Origin of the sequence: Streptomyces sp. NPDC005533, from assembly GCF_042871845.1 — a bacterium.
Lineage (GTDB): Bacteria > Actinomycetota > Actinomycetes > Streptomycetales > Streptomycetaceae > Streptomyces.
The window spans coordinates 97,617-117,269 of record NZ_JBIAJH010000020.1 but is presented as its reverse complement, the minus strand read 5'-3'; the positions used below and the strand labels follow the sequence as shown (position 1 = coordinate 117,269).

Below are 19,653 nucleotides of genomic sequence, written 5' to 3'. Positions count from 1 at the left end.
CGGGCGGCTGGCCGCGCGTTGCACGGGCTTGTCCGGCCCGGCGGCGGGCTCGGCCTGGCGCTGCCCGCCGGGCTTCGGCCCTGTGTTGTCGGGCTCTGCCCGCTGGACCATGGGCAGGGCGGGGGTCGCCGCGGGGCGGTCCGCCGGGGTTGCGGTGGGCGGGAGTTCGGTGAGCGGCGCGCCGAGCGGCGGGCGGCTGGCCGCGCGTTGCACGGGCTTGTCCGGCCCGGCGGCGGGCTCGGCCTGGCGCTGCCCGCCGGGCTTCGGCCCTGTGTTGTCGGGCTCGGCCCGCTGGACCATGGGCAGGGCGGGGGTCGCCGCGGGGCGGTCCGCCGGGGTCGCCGTGGGCGGGAGTTCGGTGAGCGGTGCGCCGAGCGGCGGGCGGCTGGTGGCGCGCTGCACGGGTGCGTCGGCGCGGGCGGCCGGCCGCGCCTGGCGCTGCGCGCCGGGCTTCGGCCCCGCCTTGTCGGGCTCGGCCTGGCGCTGCGGGGCGGGCTTCGACCCTGCGCTGTCGGGCTCGGCCCGGCGCTGGACCATGGGCAGGGCCGGGGTGGGCGCCGGGGTCGCTGCGGGGCGGTCCGCCGGGGTGGCCGTGGGTGGGAGTTCGGTGAGGGGCGCGCCGAGCGGCGGCCGGCTTTCCGCACGCTGCACGGGCTTGTCCGGGCCGGCCGTGGGCGCTGCCTGGCGCTGCGGGGTGCGCTCGGGCTCACGACTGGCGGGCGTGGCGGCACGATCGGTCGAGGGCTCGGCTCGGCGCTGCGCGCCGGGCTTCGCCTCCGGGCGGCGGTCCGGGTCGGGCTCGGCCTGGCGCTGGACCATGGGCAGGGCCGGGGTGGGCGCCGGGGTCGCTGCGGGGCGGTCCACCGGGGTGGCCGTGGGCGGGAGTTCGGTGAGGGGCGCGCCGAGCGGCGGCCGGCTTTCCGCACGCTGCACAGGCGCGTCCGGGTCGGCCGTGCGCTCGGGCTCACGACTGGCGGGCGTGGCGGCACGCTGCGCGCCGGGTGCGAGCTTCTCCGGGCGGCGGTCCGGGGCAGGGGTCGGCCCTGTGCTGTCGGGCTCGGCCTGGCGCTGGACCATCGGCATCGCCGGGGCGGGCGCGGGGGCGGCCGACGGGGTGGCCGTGGGCGGGAGTTCGGTGTGCGGGGCGCTGCCGAGCCGTGCGCGGCTTCCCGCGCGCTGTACGGCCGTGTCAGAAGCGGCCGGGACCGGGACCGGGACCGGCGCCGGGATCGTGCGTACGGGCACGCGGCGCCTCGGCGTGGCCGGGACCCGGGCGACGGTCAGCGTGCGGCCGACCGCGCGCGGCCGGACCGCGACGGGCTGCTCCTCGCCGGTGCGGCCGGGGCGGGCCCCCGTGGCCGCCGGGGCGGACCCGGACCGTTGCACGGGCGGACCGGACGGGGACGGGGCGGACGCTCCGGGGGGCGCCGGTGCCGGGGGGACCACCGCGATACGCCGGATGAGCGGGAACCGCGGCGGCGTCGGCGCACGGTCGGGCGCGGCAGGCGCCGCGGCCGCGCCGCTGCCCGTCGCCGCGGCCCGCTGTACGGCGGGAGCGGGCGTGCCGAGTACGGCCGCGGAGGGGCCGCGCGTGCCCGGGCTGCCCGTACGGGACGACGTACCGCCCGACGACGGGGCGTCGGGCCGGACGCGGCGCGGGGTCTGCGGGGTGTCGCCCGCAGGGGGCGGCTGCGTCTCCGGCTGCTGCCGCAGTGCCCGCAGCAGCAGCGGGCCGCCGCCACTGGCGGCGGTGGGCGCGGGGCCGGCTCCGGCGGGGCGGGTGACCCCGCGTACGAGACCGGCCGGGGCGGACGGCAGCACGGCGTGGCCGAGCCCGCTGTCGAACGACGGGTCGCGCCACGCGGCCAGGCCGGACCGGAAGGCCAGCCCGTCGCTGACGCCGATGGCCGCGCGGGCCACGGTCAGTACGGGCTGCGCCGTCATGCGCCAGCCGCCGTCCCAGTCGCCGGGCACACCGGTCCCCGGCCCACCGGTCTGCAGCCCACCGGTCTGCGGTGCGGCGGCCGCGCCGCCGGAGGCCGCGGACGGCTCCGCTCCGCGGCCGTTCGCGGCCTCCGGCACGGCGGTGCGCCGACGCAGCCTGTCCCGCCATGCCATGCGTTCAACCGCCTTCGTTCACACGGGTGTTGATTCGAGCTATCTCGGTGACCCACTCCTGGCGCTCGCCGTGGGTCAGGTCGAGGATCTCGTCGCGCTGCCAGTGGAAGTGGTAGGCGATGTACGCGATCTCCTCCTTGAGCCGGGGGAGGGCGTACGTCACGATTCCCCCAGGCGCCCACCGGACAGGTCGACCTCGAAGCCGCCTTCGCAGTGCGGGCAGGTGACCGCCGCGCGGGTGTGTCCCTCGCTGTTGACGCGCCGGTAGAAGTCCTGGAGGAACGCGACGTCGGTCGCGTACATCCGCTCGACGATCCCGGCGTGCACGTCGGTGATGGTGCCGAGCCGGGTGATCACCTGGCTGAGCAGCACCACGCTCAGGTACGCCGGGTTCTCCTTGACCCGCAGGTCGATCTGCGGGCGCAATTCGTCGCGGGCGGTGGCCAGGCGCATCGAGCCGTGCCGGTGCAGCGTGCCCGCTTCGTCGACGTACCCGCGCGGCAGCTCGAACTCGAACTCCGTCCGCAGGCCGTGGTCCTCGCGTGCCGCCGGAGCGGCGGCGGCCGGGGGCGCCACCGCCTGCTCCGGGGCCGTCGTGGGCGCCGTGACCTGGAGGATCTCCTCCAGGCTTCCTGCCGTCACCGTACGACGTCTCATTCGACGATGATCTCCTCGAACACGATGGTCACGGACTCGGTGGCCGCGGCGGACTCGCCGGCCTTGAGGGAGGGGCCCTCCCACTTGGAGGCCCAGCCCTGCATCAGCTGGATGCGGCGGATGGTCGCGCCCGTGGAGTCCTTGATCTCGATGGTGAGGTTCTGCCGAGCGGTGTCGACGGCCCCGTTGTTCAGGGTCTCCTTGATCCACTTGGTGAACTCGCTGCTCTTGTCGAGTCCCCGGGTGATCGTGACCTCGCCGGCCTGGCGGGCGCCGGGCTGCTTGCGGATGATCTGCTTGCCCTCCGCGCTGACCTGGCGGACCTCGACGACCTCCTCCTCGACGGTCAGGCCGCTGATCTCCTGGATCGATTCGACCAGGTAGCCGCCGAGCTGTACGCCGAAGATATGGGTGGAAAGAGCATCGCCCTCTGCCATGACTGTCCTTCACCTTTCCTTGCTGCTGCCCCGGAGGGTCACTCGTCGATGAGGCTGGTGCTGTCGGAGAACTGGGCCAGCCGGAACACCACGAACTCGGCGGGCTTGACCGGCGACACGCCGATCTCGCAGACCACGCGGCCCTGGTCGATCGACTCCTGCGGGTTGTTGTCCCGGTCGCACTTGACGTAGAACGCCTCGGCGGCCGTGCGGCCGAACAGCGCGCCGCGGCGCCACTCCTCGGTGAGGAACGCGGTGACGTTGCGCCGGATGCTCGACCAGAGCCGGTCGTCGTTGGGCTCGAAGACCACCCACTGGGTACCCAGGAGGATGGACTCCTCCAGGTAGTTGAAGAGGCGGCGCACGTTCAGGTAGCGCCAGGCCGGGTCGGAGGAGAGGGTGCGGGCGCCCCAGATCCGGATGCCCCGGCCGGGGAAGGCCCGTACGCAGTTCACGCCGATCGGGTTGAGCAGGTCCTGCTCGCCCTTGCTCAGGCGCAGTTCCAGGTCCACCGCGCCGCGGATCACCTCGTTGGCGGGGGCCTTGTGGACGCCGCGCTCGGCGTCGCTGCGCGCCCACACGCCGGCGACGTGGCCGCTCGGCGGGACGGTCGTGTTGCGCCCGGCGGCCGGGTCGAAGACCTTCACCCACGGGTAGTAGAGGGTGGCGTAGCGGGAGTCGTAGCCCGCCTCGTCGTTGCGCCAGGTGCGGACCTGCTGGGCGGAGAGCCCGGGCGGGGTGTCCAGGACGGCCACGCGGTCGCCCATCTGCTCGCAGTGCGAGATCACCGCGAGCTGTACGGTGCGCACGCCCTCGGAGTCGATGTCGCCGCGCTGGTAGGCGCTCATCAGGTCCGGGACCGCGACCATGGTGATCTCGTCGATGGTCTCCAGGCCGGCGAACCCGGTGCGGGCGGCGGAGTCGCCCACGTACTCGGCGGGGTCGAGGCGGGCCACGCCGCCGCGGCCGGCCGGGGCGGGCGACGCGACGGCGGCGTCGGGCACGGCGACGATCTGCCCGGCGGGCCGGGTCTGGGCCGCGCCCCGCTGCTCGGTGACCTCGATCAGCTTCGAGGCGCGGGCCTGGGTGACGAGGTAGCCCTTGACGTTCTTGCGGGCGGACACCTCGTAGGTCTCGGCCACCTGCTCGCCCTGGCGGACCAGGACCTTGAAGCGGTCCTCGGGCGGGTTCTCGCCGTCCGAGTCGGCGATCTCCACGGACACGCCGGTGACGCCCGGCCGGGCGGTGATGGCGAAGCCGCCGAGCTCGACGGGCTCCGCGGCACGGGGCTGGGGGGCGGAGCCCGCGGCCGGCGCGGAGGTGTCCTGGGCCTGGCCGCCGACGCGGACGACGTAGGCGGCGCCGCCGCCGTTGGCGAAGTACCCGTAGACGGCGTGGGGCAGGTAGGTGCCCTCGGTGAAGCCGCCGAAGTGCTGGGAGTACTGGTCCCAGCTGGTGACCAGGGTCGGCTCGTGGAACGGGCCGGTCTGGGCGAAGCCCACGAACGCGGCGACGGCGGTGCCGACCCCTTCGATCGGGCGAGCACCGGACTGCACCTCCTCCACGTACACGCCCGGGGTGAGGTACGTCGGCATGCTCGCTCCTTCGGGTTACGGCTCTGTGATCAGGGTTGATCAGGTCTGTCCACAGCCTTTCCGGAGGTCGCCGTCGGGGGCAGAGACGTTCGGCCCTGGCCGGGGGCAAGTGCGCTGCCCTCCTGGTCGCCCCCGCCGGACCGGCCAGGCAGCGCGCTCACACCTCGGTGATCTGCCCCAGGTACGGACCGAACTCGCTCTCCAGGACCAGCCGGCCCAGCTTGCGGTACTCCTGGGCGACCGCCTTCACCACCTGGCCCATGGTCAGGGGTTCGCCCGCCGCGGCCGCGAAGTAGGCGGCCGTCACGGCGCAGGCCCGGATCGAGCCTCCGGCCAGTTCGAAGCGGTCGGCGCAGAAGGCGAGATCGAGGTCGCCGGCCCGGGGCAGCCGCCCGCCCAGGCACCGCTCCCACAGGGCCAGGCGCTGGGCGGCGTCGGGCACGGGGAAGTCCGCGACCACGTCGAGGCGGCGGGTGAACGCCTCGTCGAGGTTGGCCCGCAGGTTGGTGGTCAGGATGGCGAGGCCGTCGAAGGACTCCATCCGCTGGAGCAGGTACGCCGATTCCATGTTGGCGTGCTTGTCGTGGGCGTCCTTCACCTCGGAGCGCTTGCCGAAGATCGCGTCGGCCTCGTCGAACAGCAGGACCGCGTTGACGGCCGACGCCTCGGTGAAGATCCGCTCCAGGTTCTTCTCGGTCTCGCCGACGTACTTGTCCACCACGGTGGACAGGTCCACCACGTACAGGTCCATGCCGAGGTCGGCCGCCACCACCTCGGCGGACATGGTCTTGCCGGTGCCGGACGACCCGGCGAACAGTGCGATCACCCCGCGTCCGCGGCCGCCGCCGGGCCGCATGCCCCACTGGCCGAGGACCTGGTCGCGGTGGCGGGCGCGCACCGCGAGTTCCCGCAGCCGGCGGTGGGTGGGGGCGGGCAGCACCAGGTCGTCCCAGCCCACCGCGGGTTCCACCCGGCGGGCGAGGCGGGCGAGTCCCGCGCCGTTCTGGGCCCGTACGGCGGTGCGCAGGTCGTCGGGGGAGAGCGGGCGGCCGTCGAGTGCGGCGGTGCGCACCGCGGTGTCGGCGGCGCGCCGCAGCTGGCCGGCGTCGAGGCGGTGCGCGGACACGGACCGGGCGAGCGCGTCGGCGTCCCCGGCCGCGCCGTGCTCTCCGGCGGCCCGCTCCAGCGCGTGCCGCCAGCGGGTGGCGTGCCGCTCGGGGGTGGGGGCCGCCACGGTGAGGGTGACGGGGGTGGCGGCCGCCCAGGCGGGTTCCCAGCCGCTGGTCCCGTACGTGAACAGGGGGATGCCGCGCAGCACGGTGCACAGGGTGCGCAGGACGCGGACCCGCTCGTCGGGCTGCTCCGGCAGTTCCTCCAGCGGCCCGAGCAGCACGCCGGCCCCCGTCAGGCGGGCCTCGCGGGCGACGGCGCGGGCGAGTTCGGGCAGCGCGCGGGCGTGCGGGGCCAGTGCCGCCGCGTCCAGGGCGAGGGGAGCGGGCCCGTACGCGTGCAGTGCGGCGACCGCGAGCCCGGCGGGGTCGCCGCCGCGGGCCCGCAGGTGGACGTGGCGGGTGCCGCTGCCGGCCGCGGCGACGGCCCGGGCCAGCTCGGCCGGTTCGACGGCGGGGTCGTCGGTGGCCGCGGCGAGCACGTCGGCCAGCCGCGGGTCGGGCGAGGTGTCGCCCAGGAGGTGGGCGGTGACCCGGTCCGGGACGGCCAGTACCCGTGACAGGGGAGGCCGTTCGGGCTCGGTGACCTCCAGCAGACCGCCCGCGACGAGGGGCGCGGTGGGGGAGAGCCGGAACCGCGCGGCTGCCACGCCGGTGCGGCCGCACAGTTCGAGGGCGAGTCCGACGGTGGGCCGGCGGCGCGTCAGGTCGTCGTTGAGGTAGCCGTAGAGCCGCTCGAAGCGGGCGTCCAGGTCGGGCGCCAGCGCCACCAGGAGCAGGTCCAGGTCGAGCGGCTCCAACGCGAAGCGCGTGGCGAGGACGTCGAGCGGTGAGCCGGGCGGGGGCGCGTCCGGGGCGAGGGCGGGCAGGCCGGGGCCGTTCGGTCCGTCCAGGACGCGGGCCGCGGCCTCGGGCGTGAGGTACTGGCCCCGGTAAGGGTCGTCGGGGTCGGGGTCGACGGCCCGGCGGAGCTCCACCGCGCGGCGTACCCGCTCTTCGACGAGCCGCAGGCGGGTCCACAGGTGGGGGGTGGTGTCGGCCGGGTCCGCGGGCGCGGTCTCCGGCCGGACGGTCTGCGTCACGGCTGCCTCTCCCCCCGTCGGCGGCGCGCGGGGACGTTCGGCCGTGGCCGGGAGCCGCCGAAGCCCTCCGGGCCCGGCTCGCTCAGGCCGACGTAGCGCAGCCGGCGCCGGCTCTCGGCCCCGTCCGGCTCGGCCCCGTCCCGCTCCGCCCCTTCCGTGTCGGCCCCGCCCGCGGCGGACCCGTCCGGATCGACCTGCGGTACGGAGTTCACCACGAGCCCCTCGGTGACCGGCGGGGCCGTGATCGTGCTGATGCCGGCCAGCGGCGCCTTCACGCGCAGCCCGAGGGACGGCTTCAGGTCGCCGCCCAGCGCCGACCACACGTCGGAGGCCGCCGGTGCGTCCATGCCGGTGCCGCCCGCGTCGACGTCCACGATCAGGCCGAGTTCGGCGAGCGTGCCGGTGAGCAGGCGCGGGGGCAGCGTGTCGGTGTTCACGAGGCAGGAGAGCACCTGGGAGAGCAGCCGGTGCTCGTCCTGCGGCCGGCTCGCCCACGCGGTGACCAGGTACGTCAGCTCGAACCAGCGCGGCGGGGTGCGGCGCGCGACGACGAAGCCGTCCGCGTCGTACACCTCGCCGGCGCCGCTGCCGCGCCGGGTGTGGTCCTCGCGGATGTCGTACAGGAACACGCAGACCGTGGGCGCGCTGCGGCGCGCCGCCCAGTCACTCGTCGGAGCGTCGAAGACCACCTCGATGCCCGAGGCCTCCAGGCCGGACTCCGTCAGCAGCCGGCGCAGCCCCTCGTCGACTTCGTGGATCATCGGCGGGTCACCTCGTCGGGCGGCTGCACCGAGCCGCTGACCACCAGGAAGTCGGTCTGCACCGGCGAGAAGCCGGGGCCGCTCGCGGTGATGGTGCGCGGGCCCGTCTGGTCCTTGGCCAGGATCAGCAGCTGCCCGATGAACGTGCCGTCGCGCTGCGGGAACGTCGGTGCCGCGGCCGCCGTGATGCCCGGCTTCCACACGAAGCGCACCGGCACGCCGGGCGGGAAGTCCTCGCCGCGCACGGAGGTGACGAAGCCGGGCCTGCCGATCGGCGGGACGGCGACGATGCGCGGCTGGAGGATGCGCAGTTGCTGCTGGGCGGTGTTGTCGCGGGGGTCGGCGTCCGTGCCCGTCGTGGTCAGGTTGCCGGTCACCCGGGCGGTGAGCGCCTTGTCGGGGGTGAGGACGACCCGCAGGACGTTCCGGGCGCCCGGGGCCAGGTCCGGCAGGGCGCACTCCCCGTTCGTGTCGCAGCCCGGCGGCATTCCGGTGCTCGGTATGCCCTGCGGGAGGCCGATGCGCAGCCGCAGGCCGGTGGCGAGGGCGTTGCGGCCGTTGCGGACGGTGTACGTGACGACGACGCGGCCGCCGACGTAGCCGGGGTTGGGCTGCGCCGTGATGCTCAGCCCGGGGCCGGCCGGGGGTGCGGGCGGCTCGGGCTGCGGCGCGGGCGTCGTCGGCGGGGCGGGCGTCGGCGGCGCCGGGGTCGGGGTCGGCGGGGTCGGGGTCGGCTTCGGGGGTACGGGTGCCTCGCGCACCGGCACCACGGTCCGCCCGGAGTTGTCGCTGGGGCGGGGGTCGATCACGGTGCCGGTGACGGACCAGTCCACCGGCTGGTCCCCGGGGGTGACGCCGGTGAGGGTGACGGTCACCGGGACGGTGGTGCCGGGGCGGACCACGCCCAGGGTGCAGGTCAGCGCGGCCGTGTCACAGGTGGCGCCGGGCGCGGTGAGCCCGGTGACGCCCACGCCGAGCGGGGGCGAGACGGTCAGCCGGGTTCCGGGTGAGGCGGCGGGACCCTGGTTGACGACGTCCACACGGACGGTGGCGGAGCCGCCGACGGTGACCGGCGCGGCCTTCTCGGGGGCCCGTACCGCGAGGTCCACGGACTGCTGCACGCCGGGTTCCTTCTGGCGGCCCGGCAGGCCGCCGACGAGCAGGGTGTGGTTTCCGGAGGCCACGTCGACCAGCTTCAGCTTCTCCGGGCTGTTGGGGGCGCGGGAGCCGCGGGCACTGAGCACCAGACTCTTGCCGTCGGCGGTCCACGCGGCGTCACGGGGCTGGAACGGTCCCTTGGCGGGCGGCTCGGGCAGTTCCCGCCCGCAGGCCCCCGGCACGTCGCGGGCGGCGTCGGGCAGCAGGACCCGGCAGGAACCATCGGTCGCGGAGGCGAGCAGGATGCCGTTGCGCTCGTCGACGCGGCCGCCGCCGTTCTTGCGGTTGAAGGCGATGGTGGCGCCGTCCGGGGAGAACGCCGGGCTGTCGTCGATGACTTCGCACGCACCGGGACAGAGGGTGGCGCTCAGGTCGCGCTGGCGGTCCAGGTGGTCCACGGGCACGGTCCAGACGTGCTTGTTCGCGCCGTTGCCGTTGATCACGAGGTTGCGGGTGAAGGCCAGGGTCGTTCCGTCGGAGGACCACGTCGGCTGGGCGTCGCCCAGCCGGGCCTGACCGGCCGGCGGGGTGACCTCGCCGCGGATCGCGCCGGTGGCGGCGTCCGCGATCAGGATGCGCGCGACGCCCGTGTCACCGCCGACCCCGCCGGGCGAGGTCCGGGTGAAGGCGAGGAGCCTGCCGTCGGGGGAGAACGTCGGGTCGGTGTCCCAGTCCTTGGGGCCGCGGCCGGCGAGCGGCAGGGCGAACGCGTTGGTTCCGTCGGCGTCCGCCAGCCAGATCCGCTGGATCCGGGCGTCGGGCTTGCCCTCGAAGCGGGTCAGCACGATCCTGCGCCCGTCGGGCGTGTAGTTCTGCCGCTCGGTCCACGGGTCGGAGCCGGGAGCGGGCTGGAACAGCGGGTCCTTGGCCGGGTCGGTGTTGGTGTCGGCCGCCGGGTCCTCCTTGAGGATCTCCAGGCCGAGGTCGCGCGGGTCCGAGCCGTCCATCCGGGCGTCCTGCAAGGTCACCACGTGCGGCCCGGCCGCCGAGGTCCGCTCGACGACGACGCCACCGCCGGTCAGCGGGCCGAGCCAGGTGGCCGAACCGACCTCGCGGTCCTCGCTGAGCACCAGCTGGGGGGTGTCCGCCGAGTGCGCGGGCACCCGGAAGACGTGGTCCCAGTCGCCCTTGCAGTCACAGGTGCGGTCCGGGCTGAGGAAGAGCACACCGTCCCCGTCGGGCAGCCACGCTGCCCCGCGGGTACGCCAGTCGGCCTGCGCGCCGGACAGCAGCGGGCCGTCGCCGCGCCCGTCGGTCCAGCGCAGGCGGGGCCCGGGCGAATCAGCGGTGGTCGGGGTGGCGGTGTAGGCGATGACGTCCCGGTTCGCCTTGTCGTCGACCGGGTTCCACACCGGCTCGGTGGCCGTGCCGTTGGCCGGGTCGGTGACGCGGGTGGCGGCGCCGCCGCGCAGGGGCCGTACGTAGACCTGCCGGCCGACGGCCTTGTCACCGTCGGAGGAGTAGGCGAGGCGCCCGCCCTCCGGCGAGACGGTGGGGTGCTCCTCGTTCGCGGGGGAGTCGGTCAGCCGGGTCAGGCCCGTGCCGTCGGTGCGCACCAGCCACAGGTCGCGCTGGATGCCGCCGGCGGGCGCGGGCTGGGCCGCGTCGAAGACGACCGACCGGCCGTCCGGGGTCAGCCGCGGGTTCGCCGCGTCCAGGCCGGAGGTCAGGCGCCGCACCGAGCCGTCCGCGGCGCGCAGGTACACCTGCGGGGTCTTCTCGTCGCGGCGGCCGGCGAACACCAACTGGTCGCCCAGCGCGGCGGGCTGGGTGTCCAGGTGGGCCGGGCCCTCACCGAACAGCGGTGTGCTGGAGGCGTCGCTCGCCACCCGGCCGAGGCTCCGGTGGCGCGTACCGGCGTACACGACCCGGCCGTCACCGGCGTCGGCCGCCAGGGGGCGCGCCTCGGCGTCGCCCGGGCCGGCGGCCGCCGTCACCGCGAGCAAGGGCACCAGCAGCAGCAGCGGCGCGCCGGCCCTCCCCCAGCGGCGTCGACGACTGCCGGAGCCACCCGTGCCCATCACGGTCCACCTCACAGTCAGGTACAGCATTCACGTATGACCTCGCCATCCTTCGGCCGGGCGGGCGCCGCCGGCAGGGCCGCGGGGCCGCACCCGGGGGAAGCACCCGGTGCGCTTTCGGGCAGCGGGGGTGCAGCCCGTCCGGGCCGGCGGGCCGCCGACGGGCCACCGGCGCCTGGTCGTGCGGGTCAGATCAGCCCGTGGCGCAGGGCGTAGCCGACCGCGTGCGTGCGGTTGCGCAGGTGCAGCCGCGTGATGATCTCGTGCAGCACGTTCTTGACGGTCCGTTCGGAGTACGAGGTCTTGCGCGCGATCTCCGAGGTGTCCAGGCCCTCCGACACCAGGCGCAGCATGTCGGCCTCGCGCGAGGTCAGCGTGGACAGGGACACGGCGTGCGGGTCGAGCGTCGAACGCTGGAGGCTGCCCACGTGGTCGAGGAGCTTCGCAAGCAGGTCGCCGGGCAGCACGCCCTCGCCGTTGGCTATCGCCAGGACCAGGCGCAGGAGCCGGTCCTGGTCGGCCTCGGTGCGTCGCAGCACGGCGGTGACCCCGCATTCGATGGCGCGTTGCAGGGCGTCCCCCGATTCGAACGTGCCGACCACGAGCCCGGTGCGGGTGCCGGAGTTGTGCCGCAGCCGGTACAGCAGCGCGGCCGTCTCGTCGTCCACGCTGTCCACGGCGACGAGGGACACCTGTGCGTCATCGGCGTCCGCGAGGTCGACGAGTTCGATCTCGGGTCGCTGGCGCAGCTGGTGGACGACCCCGACGTGCAGGACCGGGTCCGGCGCATACACGGCCACGGTGACCCGTTCGCCGGCGCCGGATGAGGAGACGGGTCGGTTGTTCTCAGGCTGAGGCATGTGGCGTACCTGTTCCGTGATGCGTAGGTGGGGTTACGGATGAAGGGGGGTTCAACGAGTCGGTCTGTGCGGGGAGTTGATGGGCGTCCGCGGGGGCATCGGGGCTGCCCGGGGCCTTGCCCTCGCGTCCGTGGAAGTGGCCGGAGCGGCGCCGTAGCGTCGTGGCGTGATATCCCCAGCAGCCTCTTCCAGCCCTGGCGCGCCCGGCCTCGACATCCCGCCGGTCTCCGTGACGCCGGGCGGTACCGCGTCCACGAGCCTGACCGTCCGCAACGACAGCGACATCGTCGAGGCGTACCGCCTGGAGGTCGTCGGCGACTGCGCTGCCTGGGCCACGGTGGAGCCCGAGCGCGTCTCCCTCTACCCGGGCACCTCGGAAACGGTGACGATCCGGCTGGCGCCGCCCCGTTCGCCGCAGGTACGGGCGGGGGACGTGCCGCTCGCCGTGCGCGTGCTGCCCACCGAGCACCCCGAGGCCGTGCGGGTCCCCGAGACCACCGTGCACGTCGAGGAGTTCCGGGAGCTCAGGGCTGAGAGCGCTCCCAAGCGGCGCCGGGGCTGGCTGCGCGGACGCTATCGCCTGGCCGTGCGCAACGAGGGCAACTGCCCCGTGCAGCTGGGCTTCACGCCCGCCCAGCCGGGTGAGGAGCTGAAGTTCGCCTTCACCCCCGCGACGCAGAAGCTGGAGCCGGGCGAGTCGGCCGAGGTGGGACTGCGGGTCCGCACCGGCAAGCCGGTGTGGTTCGGCACCCCGGTGACCTGGCCGTTCACGGTGGACGTGGCCGAGGTCGAGGCAGCACCCCGTGACACCGGCACCGGCGCCGGCACGGGCGCGGGCGCTGGCGCCGGCGGTGGGCTCGGGCGTGAGGAGGGCGCGGAGCGGCCCGCGTCGGAGCGCGTCCGGGTGCCGCTGGACGCCGAGTTCGTCCAGATCCCGATCTTCCCGCGGTGGCTGCTCGCGGTCCTGGCCGCGCTGCTCGCCCTGCTGCTCGCCTGGTTCCTGCTGGTACGCCCGGCCGTGCGCAGCACGGCGAAGGAGGCCGCCGAGGAGGTCCGCAACAAGCCGACGCCCAGCGCCGACCTGAACGGGCAGACCCCGGTGACCGGCGACGGCAAGCAGCCGGCCGGCGGGGGCAAGGGCACCCAACCCGGTGCGGGCGGAGCCGGTACGGGAACCGGCACCGGCACCGGCACCGGAACGGGTGGAGGCGGTGGCGGTACGGGAGGCGGCGGCCAGCAGAGCTCCGCCACCATCGACCTGCAGACCGGAGCCGGACAGGCCAAGACCGGCACCTACACGGTGCCCGCGGGCAAGACCTTCGGCATCACGGACATCGTCGTCGCGAACTTCCAGGGCGACGAAGGGGTGGTGACCATCGACTTCGGCGACCGCAAGATCACGACGATCGCGCTGGAGACGTTCCGCAACCAGGACTACCACTGGGTCACCCCCATCAGCATCACCGAGAGCCAGACTGTGACCGTGCAGGTGACCTGTGCGAAGCCGGGCACCCCGGCCACCGGCCGTCAGGCGCAGGAGTGCCACGAGGTGCTCAACGTGAGTGGTGTGCTGAGCGACCTCCGGTGACCCGAGCGGCACGGACATAGTCGGTCAGGTTGCACGCCGGGGCAAAGGTGCCCTTTGCCCCGGCGTCCGGAAACCACTACTCCTGAGTAGCGATCAGACGTTCCCCGAACGTCCGTGCACTTTCGTTTTCGTCAGTGCCCGGAACGGTTAACCCCGGTACGGATGGTCACAATTGACGGGTCGCCAAAGATGGCTTGATCGGGACTCTCCCTTTTGCTCCGGTCAGTACCCGGGGACCCCCACCCGCTGACCGGGATACGCGCGCCGCGCGAAGGCGCCGATCATCAGCTGATCCCGGCTCCTGCTCGGTCCGGACATCGGGGACCCATTTTCGGCCACCTTGGCGATCACCGCCGGGTGCCCCCCATCAACCGCCCCAGTAGCTTCCGGGCCCGCCGGACGCGGGGGCGTGCCCGCCGCGCCGCGGCCACACGCCGACGACGGGCGGCCCGTGCGGGGCCGCCCGTCGTCGGCGTGAGCTTCGGCGCGGAGGTTCGGGTCGGGTCAGGGCCAGACCAGGCAGTACGGCTGGTGGCCCGCCTCGTGCAGGCGGTGGGAGAAGTCCTGCCACTCGTGGAGCAGCTGGTAGACGTTGAAGGCGTCGCTCGGGCCGCCGCGGTCCGGGACCGTGGACCAGATGAAGGCCGCCGCGCCCACGGACTCCTCGCCGATGCCGCGCAGCGGGTCGACCACCGTCATGGGGAGCTTGACCACCGCATAGTCGGGGTGGAGGACGACCAGCTCCAGCGGCGGGACCTTGTGGAGGGGTATGCCCTCGATGCCGGTCAGGACCATCGCGGCCACCGTCTCCGGCTTGATCTTGGTGAAGAGGCCGCCCATGCCGAGCTCGTCGCCGCCGAGCTCCTCGGGCCGCATCGTGACCGGCACGCGGGCGGCCGTGGCGCCGTCGGGCGCGCCGAAGTACTTGTACGTCACTCCCATGCCACGACCCTTGGGCAGGTCCTCCGCCGGCGTCGTGGGTTCCGGGACGGCGTCGGCCGCCTCGGTGGCACGCCGGCGGTGCTTGCCCCGGCGCCGGGCCTCGCGGGCTTCGCGGGCGCGCTGCGGATCGAGGCCGTCCGTACCCTCGCCCGGTCCACCACCGCGTTGCATATCTCCACCCGACTGGTCTTGCTCGCCCCGGCTCCGCGGCCCCCGCCACGCAGCCTGATCATCATGGCAGTGACCTCCCCCGCGGCGACGCGGTGAAACGCCCGTCCGCAAGTCTGTCCCGGCCCTCTGAGACCATGGCTGGTGTGAGCTACCCGTACCCGTATGAAGCCCCAGTTTCGCAGACGCTCTTCGAGCGCGCCTCCCTCGTGACCCCCGGCGGCGTGAACTCTCCCGTGCGCGCCTTCCGCGCCGTGGGCGGTACGCCCCGGTTCATGGTGTCCGGGACCGGTCCGTACCTCACCGATGCCGACGGTCGCGAGTACGTCGACCTCGTGTGCTCGTGGGGACCGATGATCCTCGGCCATTCCCACCCCGAGGTGATCGCGGCCGTCCAGGCGGCCGTGGCCCGCGGCACCTCCTTCGGCACGCCCGGCGAAGGCGAGGTGGCGCTCGCCGAGGAGATCGTGGCGCGCATCGAGCCCGTCGAGCAGGTGCGGCTCGTCTCCTCGGGGACGGAGGCCACGATGTCGGCGATCCGGCTGGCGCGCGGTTTCACCGGCCGTGCCAAGGTCGTCAAGTTCGCCGGCTGCTACCACGGCCATGTGGACGCGCTGCTGGCCGCGGCCGGTTCCGGCCTCGCGACCTTCGCGCTGCCGGACACCCCCGGTGTGACGGGCGCGCAGGCCGGCGACACGATCGTGCTCCCCTACAACGACCTCGAAGCGGTCCGGGCGGCCTTCGCCGCGCACCCCGGCGAGATCGCCTGCGTGATCACCGAGGCCGCGCCCGGCAACATGGGCGTCGTGACCCCGGCCGAGGGCTTCAACCAGGGTCTCGCCGACCTGTGCCGCGAGAACGGCGCCCTGTACATCTCCGACGAGGTCATGACCGGCTTCCGTACCTCCCGTGCCGGCTGGTACGGCGTCGACGGGGTCAAGCCCGACCTGATGACCTTCGGCAAGGTCATGGGCGGCGGCTTCCCGGCCGCGGCCTTCGGCGGCCGCGCCGACGTCATGGGCCACCTCGCGCCCGCCGGCCCGGTCTACCAGGCCGGCACCCTCTCCGGTAACCCGGTCGCCACCGCCGCCGGCCTCGCCCAGCTGCGCCTGCTCGACGCGGCCGCGTACGAGAAGGTCGACGCGGTCTCGAAGGAGATCCAGGGCCTGGTCAGCGGGGCGCTGGCCAAGGAGGGCGTGGCGCACCGGCTGCAGACCGCGTCGAACATGTTCTCCGTCTTCTTCACCGAGGACGAGGTGCGCAACTACGACGACGCCAAGAAGCAGGAGAGCTTCCGCTTCAACGGCTTCTTCCACTCGATGCTGGCGCAGGGCGTCTACCTGCCGCCGTCCGCCTTCGAGTCCTGGTTCGTGTCCACCGCCCACGACGAGCGGGCGATCGAGCGCATCGCGGCGGCGCTGCCCGCCGCCGCCCGAGCGGCCGCGGAGGCCACCGCATGAGCAGCAACGAGATCACCGTCGTACACCTGGTGCGCCACGGCGAGGTGCACAACCCGGACGGGGTCCTGTACGGGCGCCGCGAGGGCTACCACCTCTCCGAGCTGGGCCGGCAGATGGCCGACCGGGTCGCCGAGCACCTCAAGGACCGGGACATCTCCTACGTGGTGTCCTCCCCGCTGGAGCGGGCGCAGGAGACGGCGGAGCCGATCGCCAAGGCCCACGGCCTGGGCCTGGCGACCGACGCCCGGCTGCTGGAGGCGGAGAACGTCTTCGAGGGCAAGACCTTCGGCGTCGGGGACGGCGCGCTGCGCAAGCCCGGCAACTGGAAGCACCTGACGAACCCGTTCAAGCCCTCCTGGGGCGAGCCGTACGTCGACCAGGTGGTCCGGATGATGAGCGCGCTGGAGGCGGCGCGCGACGCGGCCCGCGGCCACGAGGCGGTGGCGGTCAGCCACCAGCTGCCGATCTGGATCGTGCGCAGCTTCGCGGAGAAGCGCCGGCTGTGGCACGACCCGCGCCGCCGCCAGTGCACGCTCGCCTCGCTGACGTCCTTCACGTTCCAGGGGGACAAGCTGGTGTCGGTGGGCTACAGCGAGCCGGCCCGGGACCTGGTCCCGGCGCACCTGCTGGCCGGGGCGAAGCCGGTGAAGGGCGCGTCCAAGGCCTTCGGCGCCTGACGGATCGTTACGCCGTTCGCACACCGCTCTTGATCGACGCTCTGTTACGAACCGTTACAGCTTTACCTAAATAAATACAAGTTGCGCCGGGAATCACCGTTCCAGTGCTGCAAGTCGCTCCGAATTGTCCGTTTATATGGATTTCGACGTGGGCTTGCGAGGGACGACGGGGAGGGTGGCGTGCGCGACTTCAGTCGAAGGGGAGTGCTCGGGCTCGGACTTGGGGCCGCCGCAGCGGTGGGGATCGCGGGCTGCGGCGCGCCCGGCAAGGCCGGGCCCGGCACCCCCGGGCCGGTCAAGAACCCCAAGCCCGGCGGGAAGCCGGCGGCCAAGCTGATCGGTGACGGCTCCACGGCCGACACCGGCCCCCAGCCGAACCAGCCGGACCGGCCCGTGCCGCTGCAGCCGGGCGAGACCCCGCCCCAGTTCGTCGTCTTCAGCTGGGACGGCGCGGGCGAGATCGGCAACGGCCTCTTCCCCCGCTTCCTCAAGCTGGCCAAGGACCACGGCGCGGGCATGACCTTCTTCCTCTCCGGCATCTACCTGCTGCCCGAGGCGAAGCGGAGCCTCTACCAGCCGCCGAACAACCCGGTCGGGGCCTCGGACATCGGCTACCTCAAGGACGAGAACGTCCGCTCCACCCTCACGTACGTCCGCGAGGCGTGGCTCGACGGGCACGAGATCGGGACGCACTTCAACGGCCACTTCTGCGGCGGCTCCGGCTCCGTCGACCGGTGGACCCCGGAGGACTGGCAGAGCGAGATCGACCAGGCCGTGTCCTTCGTCACCAACTGGCGCACCCACACCGGTTTCACCGACCTCGACCCCCTGCCCTTCGACTACCGCAAGGAGCTGGCCGGCGCCCGCACCCCCTGCCTCCTGGGCCGGGACGCCCTGCTGCCGACCGCGCAGCGGCTGGGCTGGCGCTACGACTCCAGCTCGCCCGGCGGCCTCCAGGTCTGGCCGGTGCGCCGGTCCGGCGTCTGGGACCTGCCCCTGCAGTCCCTGCCCTTCCCCGGGCACTCCTTCGAGGTGCTGTCGATGGACTACAACATCCTCGCCAACCAGTCGAAGAACACCACGCGGGGCGTGCCCGCCCACTACCCGGCCTGGCGCACCCAGGCCACGGCCACCTACCTCGGCGGCTTCCGGCGGGCCTACGAGACCAACCGCGCGCCGCTGTTCATCGGCAACCACTTCGAGGAGTGGAACGGTGGCATCTACATGGACGCCGTCGAGGAAGCCCTCAAGGGCATGGCAGACAAAAGGGATGTAAGGCTCGTATCCTTCCGGCAGTTCACCGACTGGCTGGACGTCCAGGACCCGAACCTGCTGGCCAGGCTCCGCGGGCTCGGCCCGGGCCAGTCGCCGGCCGGCGGCTGGAACGCGTACCTGACGGCGGCCTGACCGGCGCCCCGGCCGCGCCCCGGCCGCGGCCTGACCGCGGCCGGTCTCCGCCCGTCCATTGCCTGACCAGGGCATTGACATCCCCGCGGGGGGCGCGGTAGATCCGCGAATTGCTCATGCGAAACTTTTCACATGAGCCCTAGCCGCGCCCGTGCCCGCCGAAGTAGCTGCCGCTCGACCGGCGGCCGTGCCACCCTGCTGACCGCGGTGGCCGTAGCGGGCGTCATGACCCTGACGTCCTGCGGCGGCTCGGGCGGCGGCAAGACGACCTCCACCGGCGGCAACTACGTCACGGGCGCGACCGGCATCACCACCGCCGCCAAGGGAGAGCGCGACGAGGCCCCCAAGCTCGACGGGGAGACCGTCGACGGCAAGACCCTCGACACCACCACCCTCAAGGGCAAGGTCGTCGTCCTCAACATCTGGGGCTCCTGGTGCCCGCCGTGCCGCGCCGAGGCCCCCGACTTCGCGAAGGTCTCCAAGGAGCTGGCCGACGCCGGCAAGGACGTCGCCTTCGTCGGCATCAACACCCGCGACACCAGCCCGCAGAACGCGGTCTCCTTCGAGGAGACCTTCGGGATCACCTACCCGAGCCTCTACGACCCCGCCGGGAAGCTGATGCTCCGCTTCCCCAAGGGCACCCTCAACCCGAACGCGATCCCCTCCACGATCGTCCTGGACCGGGAGGGCAGGATCGCCGCCCGCACCCTGGCCCCGCTGGGCGAGGAGCGACTGCGCTCGATGATCGACCCGATCCTCGCGGAGCAGTGACCTCGTGGTCGAGTACGTGCTGGCCGCCGAGGCGACCGGGGTGAACACCACCGTCCTGAACGGGGCGCTGCTGCTGGCGCTGCCCATCTCGGTCCTCGCCGGGCTGGTCTCCTTCTTCTCGCCCTGCGTCCTCCCGCTGGTCCCCGGCTACCTCTCCTACGTGACCGGCGTCAGCGGCGCCGACCTCGCCGAGGCGCGGCGCGGCCGGATGCTGGCGGGCGCGGCCCTGTTCATCGCGGGCTTCACCGTCGTCTTCGTCTCCACGGGGGCGCTCTTCGGCTACTTCGGGGAGACCCTCCGGGAGAACAACGAGATCATCTCCCGGGTCCTGGGCGGCCTGGTGATCGTTCTCGGCCTCTTCTTCATGGGCGCGATCCCGGGTCTGACGATGCGGGAGTTCCGCTTCCACAAGAAGCCGACGGCAGGCCTGATCGGCGCCCCGCTGCTCGGCGTGCTCTTCGGCGTCGGCTGGACCCCCTGCATGGGCCCGACCCTCGCGGCCGTCACCACGCTCTCCCTCGACCAGGCGAGCGCCGGCCGGGGCGCGCTGCTGACCGTCGCCTACTGCCTCGGGCTCGGCCTGCCGTTCATCCTCACCGCGATCGCCTTCCGCAAGGCGCTCGGTGCGTTCGGCTGGGTGAAGAAGCACTATGCGTGGGTGATGCGCATCGGCGGCGGCATGCTGATCCTGACCGGTCTGCTGCTCGTCACAGGAATGTGGGCCGGCATCGTCAGTGACATGCAGAGCTGGACCCAAACCTTCACGGTGGGGATCTGAGGAC

Annotated in this window: 15 protein-coding genes and 1 pseudogene; 6 read left to right on the top strand and 10 right to left on the bottom strand. The window is 73.8% G+C overall.

The genetic code is table 11. From position 1 onward, the window contains the following. The 9 genes and pseudogenes from ACFYP3_RS21405 to ACFYP3_RS21365 all read right to left on the bottom strand — a co-directional run. Nucleotides 1-2,118, bottom strand: a pseudogene (locus ACFYP3_RS21405) (hypothetical protein); the annotation flags it as partial. Between the two features lie 4 nt (nucleotides 2,119-2,122). After that, nucleotides 2,123-2,281, bottom strand: coding sequence for a DUF6760 family protein (locus ACFYP3_RS21400; protein WP_190184831.1), 159 nt, complete (start codon nucleotides 2,279-2,281; stop codon nucleotides 2,123-2,125). Beyond that, complete coding sequence (locus ACFYP3_RS21395) at nucleotides 2,278-2,775, bottom strand: hypothetical protein (RefSeq protein WP_365480180.1); 498 nt, start codon at nucleotides 2,773-2,775, stop codon at nucleotides 2,278-2,280. The genes ACFYP3_RS21400 and ACFYP3_RS21395 overlap by 4 nt, the downstream gene beginning before the upstream one ends. Continuing rightward, nucleotides 2,772-3,212: a phage tail protein gene (locus ACFYP3_RS21390; protein WP_030031999.1), complete on the bottom strand. Its 441-nt coding sequence runs from the start codon at nucleotides 3,210-3,212 to the stop codon at nucleotides 2,772-2,774. The genes ACFYP3_RS21395 and ACFYP3_RS21390 overlap by 4 nt, the downstream gene beginning before the upstream one ends. A gap of 38 nt (nucleotides 3,213-3,250) precedes the next feature. Next, entirely contained in the window at nucleotides 3,251-4,807 is a 1,557-nt protein-coding gene (locus ACFYP3_RS21385; RefSeq protein WP_388834734.1) for a phage tail sheath family protein, read from the bottom strand. A 157-nt stretch (nucleotides 4,808-4,964) separates the two neighbouring features. Further along, on the bottom strand, nucleotides 4,965-7,058 hold the full coding sequence (locus ACFYP3_RS21380) for an ATP-binding protein (RefSeq protein ID WP_388834731.1): 2,094 nt from the start codon (nucleotides 7,056-7,058) through the stop codon (nucleotides 4,965-4,967). After that, nucleotides 7,055-7,819 (bottom strand): DUF4255 domain-containing protein, encoded by a 765-nt coding sequence (locus ACFYP3_RS21375; RefSeq protein WP_388834729.1) that lies wholly within the window; start codon nucleotides 7,817-7,819, stop codon nucleotides 7,055-7,057. Before ACFYP3_RS21375 ends, ACFYP3_RS21380 begins: the two co-directional genes overlap by 4 nt. After that, nucleotides 7,816-10,998 carry a hypothetical protein gene (locus ACFYP3_RS21370; protein ID WP_388834726.1) on the bottom strand — a complete coding sequence of 1,061 codons (3,183 nt, stop codon included), beginning with the start codon at nucleotides 10,996-10,998 and terminating at the stop codon, nucleotides 7,816-7,818. Before ACFYP3_RS21370 ends, ACFYP3_RS21375 begins: the two co-directional genes overlap by 4 nt. A 188-nt stretch (nucleotides 10,999-11,186) precedes the next feature. After that, nucleotides 11,187-11,858 carry a response regulator transcription factor gene (locus ACFYP3_RS21365; protein WP_388834724.1) on the bottom strand — a complete coding sequence of 224 codons (672 nt, stop codon included), beginning with the start codon at nucleotides 11,856-11,858 and terminating at the stop codon, nucleotides 11,187-11,189. Between the two features lie 166 nt (nucleotides 11,859-12,024). Here ACFYP3_RS21365 and ACFYP3_RS21360 point away from each other — a divergent pair, with 166 nt between their 5' ends. Next, the gene (locus tag ACFYP3_RS21360; protein WP_388834720.1) at nucleotides 12,025-13,446 is read left to right on the top strand and encodes a hydrolytic protein; all 1,422 of its coding nucleotides are present in this window, start codon (nucleotides 12,025-12,027) and stop codon (nucleotides 13,444-13,446) included. Between the two features lie 504 nt (nucleotides 13,447-13,950). Here ACFYP3_RS21360 and ACFYP3_RS21355 read toward each other — a convergent pair. After that, complete coding sequence (locus tag ACFYP3_RS21355; protein ID WP_078892851.1) at nucleotides 13,951-14,559, bottom strand: hypothetical protein; 609 nt, start codon at nucleotides 14,557-14,559, stop codon at nucleotides 13,951-13,953. A 134-nt stretch (nucleotides 14,560-14,693) separates the two neighbouring features. Between ACFYP3_RS21355 and hemL the strand changes: the two genes are divergently transcribed. From hemL to ACFYP3_RS21330, 5 genes are all read left to right on the top strand, one after another. Beyond that, on the top strand, nucleotides 14,694-16,016 hold the full coding sequence (hemL, locus tag ACFYP3_RS21350) for a glutamate-1-semialdehyde 2,1-aminomutase (RefSeq protein ID WP_388834717.1): 1,323 nt from the start codon (nucleotides 14,694-14,696) through the stop codon (nucleotides 16,014-16,016). After that, the gene (locus ACFYP3_RS21345; protein WP_388834714.1) at nucleotides 16,013-16,693 is read left to right on the top strand and encodes a histidine phosphatase family protein; all 681 of its coding nucleotides are present in this window, start codon (nucleotides 16,013-16,015) and stop codon (nucleotides 16,691-16,693) included. Before hemL ends, ACFYP3_RS21345 begins: the two co-directional genes overlap by 4 nt. Nucleotides 16,694-16,873: 180 nt before the next feature. Continuing rightward, nucleotides 16,874-18,100 carry a hypothetical protein gene (locus tag ACFYP3_RS21340; protein WP_388834711.1) on the top strand — a complete coding sequence of 409 codons (1,227 nt, stop codon included), beginning with the start codon at nucleotides 16,874-16,876 and terminating at the stop codon, nucleotides 18,098-18,100. 132 nt (nucleotides 18,101-18,232) lie between these two features. Further along, nucleotides 18,233-18,871 (top strand): TlpA family protein disulfide reductase, encoded by a 639-nt coding sequence (locus tag ACFYP3_RS21335; RefSeq protein WP_388834708.1) that lies wholly within the window; start codon nucleotides 18,233-18,235, stop codon nucleotides 18,869-18,871. 4 nt (nucleotides 18,872-18,875) lie between these two features. Beyond that, the gene (locus ACFYP3_RS21330; RefSeq protein ID WP_388834705.1) at nucleotides 18,876-19,649 is read left to right on the top strand and encodes a cytochrome c biogenesis CcdA family protein; all 774 of its coding nucleotides are present in this window, start codon (nucleotides 18,876-18,878) and stop codon (nucleotides 19,647-19,649) included. Nucleotides 19,650-19,653: the final 4 nt, after the last annotated feature.

Excerpts from the sequence above, each read along its gene's own strand:
- ACFYP3_RS21395 (WP_365480180.1), bottom strand. The coding sequence starts at position 2,775 with ATGAGACGTCGTACGGTGACGGCAGGAAGCCTGGAGGAGATCCTCCAG.
- ACFYP3_RS21390 (WP_030031999.1), bottom strand. The coding sequence starts at position 3,212 with ATGGCAGAGGGCGATGCTCTTTCCACCCATATCTTCGGCGTACAGCTC.
- ACFYP3_RS21385 (WP_388834734.1), bottom strand. The coding sequence starts at position 4,807 with ATGCCGACGTACCTCACCCCGGGCGTGTACGTGGAGGAGGTGCAGTCC.
- ACFYP3_RS21375 (WP_388834729.1), bottom strand. The coding sequence starts at position 7,819 with ATGATCCACGAAGTCGACGAGGGGCTGCGCCGGCTGCTGACGGAGTCC.
- ACFYP3_RS21370 (WP_388834726.1), bottom strand. The coding sequence starts at position 10,998 with ATGGGCACGGGTGGCTCCGGCAGTCGTCGACGCCGCTGGGGGAGGGCC.
- ACFYP3_RS21365 (WP_388834724.1), bottom strand. The coding sequence starts at position 11,858 with ATGCCTCAGCCTGAGAACAACCGACCCGTCTCCTCATCCGGCGCCGGC.
- ACFYP3_RS21355 (WP_078892851.1), bottom strand. The coding sequence starts at position 14,559 with ATGCAACGCGGTGGTGGACCGGGCGAGGGTACGGACGGCCTCGATCCG.
- hemL (WP_388834717.1), top strand. The coding sequence starts at position 14,694 with ATGGCTGGTGTGAGCTACCCGTACCCGTATGAAGCCCCAGTTTCGCAG.
- ACFYP3_RS21345 (WP_388834714.1), top strand. The coding sequence starts at position 16,013 with ATGAGCAGCAACGAGATCACCGTCGTACACCTGGTGCGCCACGGCGAG.
- ACFYP3_RS21335 (WP_388834708.1), top strand. The coding sequence starts at position 18,233 with ATGAGCCCTAGCCGCGCCCGTGCCCGCCGAAGTAGCTGCCGCTCGACC.